This window comes from Streptomyces sp. CB02366 (genome assembly GCF_001905905.1).
GTDB lineage: Bacteria > Actinomycetota > Actinomycetes > Streptomycetales > Streptomycetaceae > Streptomyces.
This window is the reverse complement of sequence record NZ_LIVT01000001.1, coordinates 373,611-385,646: the sequence shown is the minus strand read 5'-3', so window position 1 is coordinate 385,646 and position 12,036 is coordinate 373,611. Positions and strand designations below refer to the sequence as shown.

General features: G+C 74.2%; 12 protein-coding genes and 1 pseudogene. 8 read left to right on the top strand and 5 right to left on the bottom strand.

Annotated elements, in window-relative coordinates; translation table 11 throughout:
- Positions 1-18: 18 nt before the first annotated feature.
- Positions 19-459, bottom strand: a complete 441-nt coding sequence (locus AMK24_RS01660; RefSeq protein ID WP_073764194.1) for an ATP-binding protein — start codon at positions 457-459, stop codon at positions 19-21.
- A 290-nt stretch (positions 460-749) separates the two neighbouring features.
- Positions 750-1,676, bottom strand: a complete 927-nt coding sequence (locus tag AMK24_RS01655; RefSeq protein ID WP_199876346.1) for a hypothetical protein — start codon at positions 1,674-1,676, stop codon at positions 750-752.
- Positions 1,677-1,737: 61 nt separating this feature from the next.
- Here AMK24_RS01655 and dapE point away from each other — a divergent pair, with 61 nt between their 5' ends.
- Both dapE and AMK24_RS01645 read left to right on the top strand, forming a co-directional pair.
- Positions 1,738-2,817 carry a succinyl-diaminopimelate desuccinylase gene (gene dapE / locus AMK24_RS01650; protein WP_073764190.1) on the top strand — a complete coding sequence of 360 codons (1,080 nt, stop codon included), beginning with the start codon at positions 1,738-1,740 and terminating at the stop codon, positions 2,815-2,817.
- A gap of 103 nt (positions 2,818-2,920) precedes the next feature.
- Positions 2,921-3,706 carry a TIGR00730 family Rossman fold protein gene (locus AMK24_RS01645; protein WP_073764188.1) on the top strand — a complete coding sequence of 262 codons (786 nt, stop codon included), beginning with the start codon at positions 2,921-2,923 and terminating at the stop codon, positions 3,704-3,706.
- 72 nt (positions 3,707-3,778) lie between these two features.
- Here AMK24_RS01645 and folP read toward each other — a convergent pair whose 3' ends face one another.
- Complete coding sequence (gene folP, locus AMK24_RS01640) at positions 3,779-4,651, bottom strand: dihydropteroate synthase (protein ID WP_073764186.1); 873 nt, start codon at positions 4,649-4,651, stop codon at positions 3,779-3,781.
- A 124-nt stretch (positions 4,652-4,775) separates the two neighbouring features.
- Between folP and AMK24_RS01635 the strand changes: the two genes are divergently transcribed.
- Entirely contained in the window at positions 4,776-5,264 is a 489-nt protein-coding gene (locus AMK24_RS01635) for a DivIVA domain-containing protein (RefSeq protein ID WP_079190433.1), read from the top strand.
- Positions 5,261-5,845 (top strand): annotated as a pseudogene (locus AMK24_RS01630) (DNA-3-methyladenine glycosylase I); the annotation flags it as partial. The gene AMK24_RS01635 and the pseudogene AMK24_RS01630, both read left to right, overlap by 4 nt.
- Before the next feature lie 56 nt (positions 5,846-5,901).
- Here AMK24_RS01630 and AMK24_RS01625 read toward each other — a convergent pair.
- Positions 5,902-6,714 carry an enoyl-CoA hydratase/isomerase family protein gene (locus AMK24_RS01625; RefSeq protein WP_073764182.1) on the bottom strand — a complete coding sequence of 271 codons (813 nt, stop codon included), beginning with the start codon at positions 6,712-6,714 and terminating at the stop codon, positions 5,902-5,904.
- Between the two features lie 316 nt (positions 6,715-7,030).
- Here AMK24_RS01625 and AMK24_RS01620 point away from each other — a divergent pair, with 316 nt between their 5' ends.
- A complete protein-coding gene (locus tag AMK24_RS01620; protein ID WP_003966491.1) occupies positions 7,031-7,198 on the top strand; it encodes a DUF3117 domain-containing protein in 168 nt (55 codons plus the stop codon).
- 203 nt (positions 7,199-7,401) lie between these two features.
- Here the strand turns inward: AMK24_RS01620 and AMK24_RS01615 are convergent, their stop codons facing one another.
- Positions 7,402-8,067, bottom strand: a complete 666-nt coding sequence (locus AMK24_RS01615) for an O-methyltransferase (RefSeq protein WP_073764177.1) — start codon at positions 8,065-8,067, stop codon at positions 7,402-7,404.
- 177 nt (positions 8,068-8,244) lie between these two features.
- Between AMK24_RS01615 and sigE the strand changes: the two genes are divergently transcribed.
- The 3 genes from sigE to AMK24_RS01600 all read left to right on the top strand — a co-directional run bounded on the left by sigE (position 8,245) and on the right by AMK24_RS01600 (position 11,997).
- Entirely contained in the window at positions 8,245-9,006 is a 762-nt protein-coding gene (sigE, locus tag AMK24_RS01610) for an RNA polymerase sigma factor SigE (protein ID WP_432755882.1), read from the top strand.
- Positions 9,003-10,055 carry an anti-sigma factor family protein gene (locus AMK24_RS01605; protein ID WP_073764173.1) on the top strand — a complete coding sequence of 351 codons (1,053 nt, stop codon included), beginning with the start codon at positions 9,003-9,005 and terminating at the stop codon, positions 10,053-10,055. Before sigE ends, AMK24_RS01605 begins: the two co-directional genes overlap by 4 nt.
- Positions 10,056-10,143: 88 nt before the next feature.
- Positions 10,144-11,997: a S1C family serine protease gene (locus AMK24_RS01600; RefSeq protein ID WP_073764171.1), complete on the top strand. Its 1,854-nt coding sequence runs from the start codon at positions 10,144-10,146 to the stop codon at positions 11,995-11,997.
- Positions 11,998-12,036: the final 39 nt, after the last annotated feature.

The following is a 12,036-nucleotide window of genomic DNA, read 5'->3' as shown; positions in this document are numbered from 1 at the left end:
CACGCGTGCGGCGGCGGATCAGCCGATCGGCAGGCCGTTCAGCGGCAGGGCGTCGGTGGGCAGACCGCCCTGGGTGAGGGAGTCGGTGGGGAGACCGCCCCCGGCGGCCTCGGCCAGCCCGCCCACGGCCTCGCCCGCGCTGCCCGCGGTCCGGCCGGCGGTCTCCTGGGCGGCGGGGACGGCCACCTTGGCGGAGCCGCCGACGGCCTTGCCCGCGGCGGGGAGCGCGGTGCCCACGAGCCGGCCGCCGGTCTGGCCGGCCGCCTCGGTGCCCTGGCGGGCGGTGCTGTCGAGGGTGTCGCCGACGCTCGCGCCGTCCAGCGAGGTCAGACCGCCCAGGTCCGTGGTCTGCGGGAGCTCTGCGGCGCTCGCGGCGCCGGCCGCACCGACCGCGGGGGCCGCGCCTGCGGCGATCAGCAGCGCGGCACGGGCGATCCGACGGGTCAGGGGGAGGGACATGATGCTCCTTCAGCGGGTTGTGCAGGAATGCGTCCGTCCGGTGAGCGGACGCCCTGACAACCGCCGCGGGGGCGGGGGAGGTTGCGGTACGCAAAGGTAAAGACTGGGTAATGCGTCCGATTATCCGCAGCGCTGGAACCCGGGCAAACAATCCATACCGCCGCGCCCCGATGAACCGTCACTCCTCTTGTGCCGCAAGAGAATCGGGACGAGCCCGCACGTCCGGGGCAGGGGGCGCGGAAGACGTCCGGGACCAGGGCCTCCGGGGCCCGTACGAGGGACGGGACGTACTACTGAGCGACCCGGATGCCGACCGTCGCCGTGCCCGTTTCCGAACCCTTCGCGCTTTCTGTCCGCCAACCCCGGCCGGCCTCCCAGACCCGGTCCGCGTAGCTCACGCGATCGATCCGCAGCGCCTCGGACTGCGCCACCGCCCAGTGCGCCAGCTCCCAGCCGCGCCGCGGCACGCCCTCGTCGCCGGCCTTCGCCGAGGCCGCCGGTACGGGTACGGAGACGGTCGAGGCGGCGGCGGGCCCCGCGGCCTTCGCGGTGGGCAGCACGCCCTTGCCGAAGACGCGCACCAGTTCGGCCCGCACCCGCCCCGCGTCCCCGGGGCCGTCCGCCGTGGCGGTGGAGGGGGTGCAGTCCAGTGCGGTGGGCCTGCGGCCGGTCAGGGCGGCGGCCAGCAGTGCGGCGTCCGGCTCGTGCTTCGCGTACGCCTGCGGGAACCCGCTGCGCTGCACGCGCTGCGCGGCCACGGTCAGCGGGAGCCGCGAATAGCCGGGGATCTCGGCCAGGCCCTCGTAGAACTTCTCGGACGAGTAGACCGGGTCCATGATCTGCTCCGCGCTGCCCCAGCCCTGCGAGGGCCGCTGCTGGAACAAGCCCACCGAGTCCCGGTCGCCGTAGTCGATGTTGCGGAGCGCGGACTCCTGCAACGCGGTGGCCAGCGCGATCGTCACCGCCCGCTCCGGCATGCCCCGGGTGGTGCCCACCGCGGAGATCGTCGCGGCGTTCACGGCCTGCGCGAGGCTCATCTCGTACCGCTGCTTCCCGCCCCCGCCGCCGTCCCCCGCCTCCACCACACAGCGGGGCGGATTCCTCGAACCGGAGGAGTCGTACTGCACGGCCAGATAGCCGCCGAGCGCCGCGAGCACGGCGAAGGCGACCCCGCAGCGGAGGAGGCGTCGTCGTCGAGGGCTGGCTGTCCTGGGCACGCGCCCACCGTACTGGAGGGTACGGCCGGAGCCGAGATCTCGGTCCCTTAGGGTCGTGGCCATGGCCGACAGCACCCTTGACCTCACCCTGGACGGGCCGGCGCTCACCGCCCGGCTCGTCGACATCCCCTCGGTCAGCGGGGAGGAGAAGGTACTCGCCGACGCGATCGAATCGGCCCTGCGCACCCTGCCCCACCTCACCGTCGACCGCCACGGCGACAACGTCGTCGCCCGCACGGACCTGGGCCGCGCCGAGCGCGTCGTCCTCGCCGGGCACATCGACACCGTGCCGATCGCCGACAACGTCCCCTCCCGTCTCGACGGCGACGGGATCCTCTGGGGCTGCGGCACCTCCGACATGAAGTCCGGCGTCGCCGTCCAGCTGCGGATCGCCGCCACGGTCCCCGCCCCCAACCGCGACCTGACCTTCGTCTTCTACGACAACGAAGAGGTCGCCGCCCACCTCAACGGCCTCGGCCACATCGCCGACGCCCGCCCCGACTGGCTCGCCGGGGACTTCGCCGTCCTGCTGGAGCCCTCCGACGGCGAGGTCGAGGGCGGCTGCCAGGGCACGCTCCGGGTCCACCTGCGCACCACGGGCGAGCGGGCCCACTCCGCGCGCGGCTGGATGGGGTCCAACGCCGTCCACGCCGCCGCCCCGATCCTGGCGAAGCTCGCCGCGTACGAGCCCCGCCGCCCGGTCATCGACGGCCTCGAATACCACGAGGGCCTCAACGCGGTGGGCATCGAGGGCGGCGTCGCCACCAACGTCATCCCGGACGCCTGCACCGTCGTCGTCAACTACCGCTACGCCCCCGACCGCACCGAGGAGGAGGCGATCGCCCACGTCCGCGAGGTCTTCGCGGACTGCGGGGTCGACGAGATGGTCGTCGACGACCACTCCGGAGCCGCCATGCCCGGCCTCTCCCACCCCGCCGCCCAGGCGTTCATGACCGCGGTCGGCGGCACCGCCCGGCCCAAGTTCGGCTGGACCGACGTCTCCCGCTTCGGCGCCCTCGGCGTCCCCGCCGTGAACTACGGTCCCGGCGACCCCATGTACGCCCACAAGCGCGACGAACACGTGGCCGTCGAGCGGATCACCCACTGCGAGGAGCGGCTGCGCTCCTGGTTGACCAGCTGACGCACGGCATTCCCCCGTACGCAACCTCCGCCGATCTACGCTGGCCGTACGCAGCACGACACGTACGACCCAGCACGACGCAGGTCGGTGGAGGGAGCGGAACATGGGCAACGCCGAGGACGCACGGATTCCCGACGGCGCGGAGGTCCCCGAGGGCGCGGTCAGCCCCGAGGAGCAGTGGCTCGGCCCGGTCCTGCGCCGCAGGGAGCAGGTCCAGCCCGGCACGACCGACCAGCGGCTGCTGGACTCCGAGGACGACTCCGAGTGGGTGCACACCGACCCCTGGCGGGTGATGCGCATCCAGTCGGAGTTCGTCGAGGGCTTCGGCGCGCTCGCCGAACTGCCGAGCGCGATCAGCGTCTTCGGCTCCGCTCGCACCCCGGCCGGATCGCCCGAGTACGAGGCCGGGGTGGCGATCGGCACGGCCCTGGTCGAGGCGGGCTTCGCGGTGATCACCGGCGGCGGGCCGGGCGCGATGGAGGCCGCCAACAAGGGCGCCCGGGAGGCCAAGGGCGTCTCGGTCGGCCTCGGCATCGAGCTGCCCTTCGAGTCGGGCCTCAACCCGCACGTCGACATCGGCGTCAACTTCCGCTACTTCTTCGTCCGCAAGACGATGTTCGTGAAGTACGCCCAGGGCTTCGTGGTCCTGCCCGGCGGCCTCGGCACCCTCGACGAACTCTTCGAGGCGCTCACCCTCGTCCAGACCGGCAAGGTCACCCGCTTCCCGATCGTCCTGTTCGGCACGGCCTACTGGGGCGGTCTGGTCGACTGGCTCCGCGAGACGGTGGTCGCCCAGGGCAAGGCGTCGGAGAAGGACCTGCTGCTGTTCCACGTGACGGACGACGTGGAGGAAGCGGTGAGACTGGTGACCAAGGAGGTCGGGCGCTGAGCCCCCGTCCTCCCGCGCCCCGAGGAGCGGGGACCGGGGCCGTCGCCCCGGCCCCCGCCGGGCGCGGGCGCCCTACGCCAGCCCCCGGCGCGCCACCGCCGGGGCCCGGTGCCCGGCGATCGACGCCACCATGTCCAGCACCTGCCGCGTCTCCGCGACCTCGTGCACCCGGTAGACCCGCGCCCCCAGCCACGCCGAGACCGCCGTCGTCGCCAGCGTGCCGATGACCCGTTCCTTCACGGGCCGGTCCAGCGTCTCCCCGACGAAGTCCTTGTTGGACAGCGACACCAGCACCGGCCACCCGGTCTCCGCCATCTCCTCCAGCCGCCGCGTCGCCTCCAGCGAGTGCCGGGTGTTCTTCCCGAAGTCGTGGCCCGGGTCGATCATGATCCCGTCCGGCCGCACCCCCAACTCCACCGCCCGCTCCGCCAGCCCCAGCGTGACCCGCAGGATGTCCGCCATCACGTCCTCGTACGCGATCCGGTGCGGCCGGGTCCGCGGCTCCGCGCCGCCCGCGTGCGTGCACACCAGACCCGCCCCGTACCGCGCGGCGACCTCCGCCAGCTTCGGATCGACCCCGCCCCACGCGTCGTTCAGCACGTCCGCCCCGGCCTCGCAGACCGCCTCGCCCACCTCGTGCCGCCAGGTGTCCACGCTGATCACCACGTCCGGGTGGCGGCGGCGGACCTCGGCGACGAAGCCGACCGTGCGCCGCGCCTCCTCCTCGGCGGTCACCTCTTCGCCGGGGCCGGCCTTCACCCCGCCGATGTCGATGATCGCGGCGCCTTCGGCCACCGCCCGCTCGACCCGCGCCAGCGCCGGCTCGTCGCGGAAGGTGGCGCCCTGGTCGTAGAAGGAGTCCGGGGTCCGGTTCACGATCGCCATGACCACCGGCTCGTGCGGACCGAATTCCCGCCGCCCCAGCCTGAGTGCACCGCTCGGCATCCCGTCTCTCCTCCTCAGATAGTCCGGCTGCGACCCTACGGCCTTTCGTGGCCGGCCCCGACCCGTCGGCGCCGCATGGCACGATCGGACCCGGACGAGGTTTGCCGCCCCCGGGGAGATGCGCGTGTTCTGGTTCTTGCTGCTCACGATGGTCGTGGTCGTCACCGCGGTCACCCTCGCGGTGGTCGGCGGCGGCGGGAGCGCGGTGCTCCAGGACGTACCGCCCGAGCGGTTCACCGATCCGCTGCCCGCCGCCCGCCCGGTCGGCCGGGCGGACATCGACGCCCTGCGCCTGCCGATGGCCCTCCGCGGCTACCGGATGGCCGACGTCGACGAGGCGCTGGCCCGGCTGGGTGCGGAACTGGCCGAGCGCGACGCCCGGATCGCCGAGCTGGAATCCGCCCTGGCCGGGGACCGGGCGGCGGCGGTGACCACGGGCGCCGACCTCTTCGAAGGGCCGGGCGACCGCACTGCCGAACCCCACGACCGTACTGCCGAACCCTTCGACCGGCCCGCCGAACCGGAGGACCGCCCCGCCGAGCCGGAGGACCGGCCTGTCGGGCCCGTCGAGCGGACGGACGGCCGGGACGGCGCCGAGGAGGACGGCCGATGAGCGGCGGAGCCCTGCCCGCCCCGGACGGGGAGCCGCGCTGCCCGTGGGGCCTGGCCACCGACGACTACCTCGCCTACCACGACACCGAGTGGGGCCGGGCGGTCCACGGCGACGACGCCCTGTTCGAACGCCTCTCTCTGGAGGCGTTCCAGTCCGGGCTCTCCTGGCTCACGATCCTGCGCCGCCGGGAGACCTTCCGTACCGCCTTCGAGGGATTCCGGATCCAGGCCGTCGCGGCGTTCACCGACGCCGACCGGGAACGGCTCCTGGCCGACCCGGGCATCATCCGCAACAAGGCCAAGGTCGACGCGACCCTCGCCAACGCCGAGGTGCTCGCCGGATGGGCGGCCGGAGAGCTGGACGAGCTGATCTGGTCCTACGCCCCCGACTCCGCAACCCGGCCCGCCCCGCGCACCCTCGCCGACGTCCCGGCGGTCACGCCCGAGTCCACCGCCCTCGCCAAGGAGCTGAAGAAGCGCTCGATCCGCTTCGTCGGCCCCACCACCGCCTACGCGCTGATGCAGGCGTGCGGACTGGTCGACGACCACCTCGCGGACTGCGTGGCGCGAGGCGGCGGCAGGGCGCGGGGCTGGCCCGTCCGGTTCCGCCGGGCCGGCGGAACCCCCGGGGCGGGCGGCTACCTCCCGAGGTAGACCGGCTTCTCCTTGGCCAGGAACGCCTCCACCGCGATGGCGTGGTCCTGCGACGCGCCCGCCCGGGTCTGGAGTTCGTCCTCCTTCTCCAGCGCCTCGGCGAGCGTGTGCCCGGCGCCGTACGCCATCGACTCCTTCAGCGCCGCGTACGCCACCGTGGGGCCGGCGGCCAGGGCGCGGGCCACCGCCGCCGCCTGCCCGGCCAGCTCCGCGGCCGGGACGACCCGGTTGACGATGCCCAGCTCCAGCGCGTCCTGGGCGGAGACCGAGCGGGGGAAGAAGAGCAGATCCGCGGCGCGGGTCTGTCCGATCAGCCGGGGCAGGGTCCAGGACACGCCCGAGTCGGCGGTGAGGGCGACGCCCGCGAACGAGGTGTTGAAGGAGGCGGTGTCGGCGACGACCCGGTAGTCGGCCGCCAGCGCGAAACCGAATCCGGCGCCGGCCGCGACGCCGTTCACCCCGGCCACGACCGGCTTCGCCATCTCGGTGATCGCCCGCACGATCGGGTTGTAGTGCTCCCGGACCGTGCTCAGCGCGTTCCCCCCGCCCGCCTCGCGGGTGGCCGCGAGGGTGGCGACGTGCTCCTTGAGATCCTGGCCGACGCAGAAGGCGCGGCCGGTGGCCGTGAGCAGAACGGCCCGGACGCCCGCGTCCGCCGACGCCGTGAGCAGTGCGTCCCGCAGCGCGACCTTCGCCGCGGTGTTCAGCGCGTTCATCGCGTCGGGTCGGTTGAGCGTGATCGTCGCGAGCCCCTCGCTCACGTCGTACAGGACGGTGTTCCCCGGCTCGTCGGTCATTCCGGTATCCCCTCGCTGGTCGGGCATCGTTGCCCCAGGAGGCAAGCATGGCCGATCCGGAGCGGGGCAGATATGTGACCTGCGTCTAACGATTGGCCCTCACCCGGGGGCCCGGAGCGGCGCAGTATCGCAGCCGGATCGCCGAATTGGGCGGTTTTGCGCGCGCGCGTTGCGCAAGCGATGCGGACCGATGTTGGTCATCCGGGTCGTTGATGCGGGATAATGGCGAAGAAGCAATCTGTTCGATGCCGGTGAGGCAGCGCCTGTCATGGGGCCGCCGGTTGCGATTGAGCTGGTTTCAGGAAGGGGAACGAGCATGGCGGCCATGAAGCCGCGGACGGGCGACGGCCCGCTCGAGGTGACCAAGGAGGGGCGGGGCATCGTCATGCGCGTTCCGCTCGAAGGCGGCGGTCGGCTTGTTGTCGAGCTGACTCCGGACGAGGCCGATGCCCTCGGCGACGCGCTGAAGAAGGTCGTCGGCTGACGCGGAACGCTCATCACCTTCACCGCTGCCCCGGTACGGAACTCCGTACCGGGGCAGCGGTGCGTCCGGGAGCCCGGTGCGGCTCACGGTGTGTTCCCGGGTCCCCCGGGCGTACGCGCTTCTCCCGGCCCGCCGGGACCGGCCGGGGCGGGCGGCCACGGGCGCGGGACGCGCCGCGCCGGAACGGGCCGACGGGGCCGGGGTCAGCCGCGCCGGACCGCGCAGAGCAGGCCGTCGCCGACCGGCAGCAGGGTCGACATCAGCTCCTGGCTCTCCCGCACGGCGCGCAGCAGTTCCCGCACCCGCAGCACCTCGGCCGGCTGGGCCGCGGAGTCGACGGTGCGGCCGTCCGCGAAGACGCCCTCGAAGCAGACCAGGCCGCCGGGGCGCAGCAGGCGCAACGATTCAGCGAGCACGTCGAGGCTCTCCAGCCGGTCGCCGTCGCAGAAGACGAGGTCGTAACCGCCGTCCGCGAGCCGGGGCAGGACGTCCAGGGCGCGGCCGGGGATGAAGCGGGCCCGGTTGGTGGCGAAACCCGCCTCGCGGAACGCCTCCCGGGCGAACTGCTGCCGCTCGGGCTCGGGGTCCACGGTGGTCAGCACCCCGTCCGGCCGCATGCCGTGCAGGAGATACATGCCGGACACGCCCGTGCCAGTGCCGATCTCCGCCACCGCTTTGGCGTCCGCGGCGGACGCCAGCAGGCGCAGCGCGGCGCCGGTGCCCGGTGACACCGGGCGAAGCCCCAGCTCGTGAGCCCGCTCCCGGGCCACGTGCAGTGCTTCGTCCTCGGCGACAAAGGCGTCGGCGAACGCCCAGCTCGTCTGCCGGTTGGCGGTAATGACCCTCTCCTGTCCCCGTAGTTGGCGCAACGGTGACTGTATCCGCTGGACCCGGGAACCCGCAGATGGGACCGGGCGTTGTGCAAGGAGTGGGGAAAGCGCAGCGACCGGGCCCGCGGAGCGGGCCGCCGAGCTGAGCCGAAGACCCGGGCGACGCCCGGCCCCATCAGGGAAAAGGCTTATCCGGAGCTAACGGGCGAGGTGGCTATGGTAGGGGCTCCACTGGACACCACCAGAGCCGATAGGGGAGGTGCGGCTGCGCCTGTGGGCCGGGGAGGGATGCTGCGGCGCCTTCTCGGGTCGGCCGGTGAGCCGAAATCCGTGACCGACATTGCTGACCGTTCTTCCGAAGACTCCGCACCGACCGCGACCTTCGCCTCTGATGCGGATTCTCAGGCGTGGACCCCGCCCTCATGGGAAGAGATCGTCAGCACGCACAGCGGTCGCGTGTACCGCCTTGCCTACCGGCTGACGGGAAACCAGCACGACGCCGAGGACTTGACCCAGGAGGTCTTCGTCCGGGTGTTCCGCTCCCTGTCGACGTACACGCCCGGCACCTTCGAGGGCTGGCTGCACCGCATCACGACCAATCTCTTCCTGGACATGGTCCGGCGCAAGCAGCGCATCCGCTTCGACTCCCTCGGTGACGACGCGGCCGAACGGCTGCCCAGCCGCGAGCCCTCCCCGCAGCAGGTGTTCAACGACACCCACTTCGACGCCGACGTGCAGCAGGCGCTGGACACCCTCGCGCCCGAGTTCCGCGCCGCCGTCGTCCTCTGCGACATCGAGGGCCTCAGCTACGAGGAGATCGCGGCGACCCTCGGGGTTAAGCTCGGCACCGTCCGCAGCCGTATCCACCGGGGCCGCTCGCATCTGCGCAAGGCGCTCAAGCACCGTTCGCCCGAGGCCCGCGCGGAGCAGCGCTCCCTGGCCGACGCGATCCTTGCGGGGGAGGGCGGACTGGCGTGAGCGGCACAGGTCCGACCGGTCCCACCCCTGCCGAGGCGCACCTGGGGGACCGGCTCGCCGCACTGGTCGACGGCGAGCTGAAGCACGACGCCCGCGAGCGGGTCCTGGCCCACCTGGCGACCTGCGCCCGGTGCAAGGCCGAGGCCGACGCCCAGCGCCGCCTGAAGAGCGCCTTCGCCATGTCCGCCGCACCGTCGCCCTCCGAAGGGTTCCTGGCCCGCCTCCAGGGCCTTCCCGGCGGCCCCGGCGGTGACGGGACCGGTTCCGACGCGCCGTTCGGCGGCCGAGGCCCCTTCGCCGACGAGTTCTTCCCCGCGCTGCGGCCGCCCGGCGGCACCACCCGCGCGGACGCGGCGCCCTCTCCGCTGAGCGGCTTCGGGTACGTTCCCGCCGCGCACGGCTCCACCGCCGTGCTGCCCGGGGGGCCCGCTTCCGGGTCGGTCTTCCGCATACACGAGGCGGCCCGCGACACGGACCGCTCGTCCTGGCGCGGGCGGCGCTTCGCGTTCGCCGCGGCCGGCGCCGTCTCCCTCGCGGCCATCGCGCTGGGCGGCAGCCTGCCGCTCGACTCCGGTCCGGAGCCCTCCCTGCGCGCCGAGGGCGCCGGGAACAACGTTTCTCCGCTCGACGCGGAGACCCGTGCGGAGAACGGCGCCCAGGCGGTCAGCCGCCGGGGCGGCGGTGCGCTCGCCGCGGCCGGCGGTGGCGCCCTCGCGACGGGGCGGTCCTCCGGCACGGCGCCGACCGGCATGAACAGCGTGCCTCCGGCGCTCACCGGGGCGAGCCCGAAGGTTCCGGTCCTGACCCCGCCGGTGAACCGGCAGGCGCAGCCGATGCCGCGGTTGTTCGCCGGCCCGGCGACGGGAGGGCACCCCTTCGTGCTCCCCGTGCTGAACGTGCCCGTGCCGCCGCTGGTGCGCCCGGCCGGCTCCGGCGCCCCGCTGCTGACGGCGCTCGGCAGCGGGGCGAAGCCGAAGGCGGCCCCCTCGGCCCCGCTCCCCGGCGTGCCCGCCAACGATCTGGCGAGCCCGCTTTCCCCCCGGCCCTGACCGGACCCTGCGCGGAGATTCGCAAACCTGGTTGAATTCCGTGAGGGACGCCTCCGGGGGGCGTCCAGAGGCCAGTTGCGGGGAGAGCATGGACGACGGGAAGCCCACCGGGCCGCAGGCGAAGTGGTGGAGCCGCCCCACGGCGCGGCGCGCCGACCGCCCGGAAGGGGCCGCCGACCCGGCCCCGGCGGCCGTGCCGGCCGCCCCGGCCCCCGCGCCGGAGGCCCCGCCCTCGGCGAGGGTGGACCAGGCCTCGGCGGCGGTGGACCAGGGCCCGGCGGCGGAGACCCGGCCCGCCCCGGCTCCGGCGTCCGGCCCCGACGTTCCGCGTCCCCGGGCGGCGGGGCAGCCCCTGCACGAGCCCGACGAGTACAGCACCCCGCCCTACGGCGACCCCGGTCCGTGGGCGCCGGCCCCGCCCGTGCAGCGGCCGACCCCCGCGCACGGCACCGTCGTACCGCCGGGAACCGAGGGGCCCGGCCCGCAGTACGGGGCGGCGAACGGCGGCGCGACCCCGCCCGCCGCCCCCGCCTCCGTCGACGGCTTCCCGCTCCCGCCCCCACAGCCCGGGGCGCACGCCCCGCAGACGCCCCACACGGCCACCCCCGCGAGCCCGGCGCCCCACCCGCCCCACGCGGGCCAGGTCCCGCAGACGAACCACGTCCCGCAGCCGGCGCACGGAGCCCCCGAGCAGCAGGGGCCCCGCCCGGCCCCGGGGCACGCACCGGTCCCGCCCCAGCAGACGCAGTGGCTCCAGTACGACCCCTGGGGTGCTCCGGGGCAGCCGCTGACCCGGCCCGGCCCCGAGGGCGGGGAGCCCGGGCCGCGGAAGAAGCGGCGGGGCGGAGCGTTCGCGGGGGCGCTCCTGCTGGCCCTGGTCGCCGGAGCGCTCGGCGGCGGCGTCGGCGCCTACGTCGAGCGCAACGGCGGCCTGACCACCGTCGAGCTGCCCCAGGCGGGCCGCGACAACGGAGACCGGGCCCCCGAGAGCGTCGCGGGCATCGCCGCCAGCGCCCTGCCCAGCGTGGTCACCCTGCACGTCAGCGGCGCCGCCGAGTCCGGTACGGGCACCGGCTTCGTCCTCGACGGCCAGGGGCACATCCTCACCAACAACCACGTCGTCGCCCCGGCCGGGAGCGGCGGGGACATCACCGTGACGTTCAGCACCGGTGAGACGGCCTCCGCCGAACTCGTCGGCAAGGACAGCGGATACGACCTCGCCGTGGTCAAGGTGCGCGGCGTCTCCGGACTTAAGCCCCTGCCCCTGGGCAACTCCGACAACGTCCGGGTCGGCGACCCGGTGGTGGCCATCGGCGCGCCCTTCGACCTGTCCAACACGGTGACGTCGGGCATCATCAGCGCCAAGCAGCGGCCGATCACCGCGGGCGGCGAGAAGGGCGACGGCAGCGACATCAGCTACGTCGACGCCCTCCAGACCGACGCCCCGATCAACCCGGGCAACTCCGGCGGCCCCCTGGTCGACAGCCGGGCCCACGTCATCGGCATCAACAGCGCCATCCGCGCGGCCGACAGCGGACGCGGACCCGAGTCCGGCGGCCAGTCCGGCTCCATCGGCCTCGGCTTCGCCATCCCGATCAACCAGGGCAAGCGCGTCGCCGAGGAGCTGATCAGCACCGGCAAGGCCACGCACCCGGTCATCGGCGTCACGCTGGACATGAAGTACACCGGCGACGGGGCCAAGGTCGGCGCCAAGGACGCCTCCGGCGGGCCCGCCGTCGCCAAGGACGGCCCGGCGGCCGAGGCGGGCATCAGGTCCGGCGACGTCATCACCCACGTCGAGGGCCAGCGGGTGCACAACGGCGAGGAGCTGATCGTGAAGATCCGGGCCCACCGCCCCGGCGACGAACTCGACCTCAAGCTGACCCGCGGGGGCGCGGAACGGACCGTGACCCTGAGACTCGGCTCCGCGAGCGGAGGCTAGGGCCGGAACACGACCCAGGGGCGCCCGGGAGGCCGGACC

Excerpts from the sequence above, each read along its gene's own strand:
- AMK24_RS01620 (WP_003966491.1), top strand. The coding sequence starts at position 7,031 with ATGGCGGCCATGAAGCCGCGGACGGGCGACGGCCCGCTCGAGGTGACC.
- AMK24_RS01660 (WP_073764194.1), bottom strand. The coding sequence starts at position 459 with ATGTCCCTCCCCCTGACCCGTCGGATCGCCCGTGCCGCGCTGCTGATC.
- AMK24_RS01645 (WP_073764188.1), top strand. The coding sequence starts at position 2,921 with ATGGGCAACGCCGAGGACGCACGGATTCCCGACGGCGCGGAGGTCCCC.
- AMK24_RS01600 (WP_073764171.1), top strand. The coding sequence starts at position 10,144 with ATGGACGACGGGAAGCCCACCGGGCCGCAGGCGAAGTGGTGGAGCCGC.
- AMK24_RS01625 (WP_073764182.1), bottom strand. The coding sequence starts at position 6,714 with ATGACCGACGAGCCGGGGAACACCGTCCTGTACGACGTGAGCGAGGGG.
- folP (WP_073764186.1), bottom strand. The coding sequence starts at position 4,651 with ATGCCGAGCGGTGCACTCAGGCTGGGGCGGCGGGAATTCGGTCCGCAC.
- dapE (WP_073764190.1), top strand. The coding sequence starts at position 1,738 with ATGGCCGACAGCACCCTTGACCTCACCCTGGACGGGCCGGCGCTCACC.
- sigE (WP_432755882.1), top strand. The coding sequence starts at position 8,245 with ATGGTAGGGGCTCCACTGGACACCACCAGAGCCGATAGGGGAGGTGCG.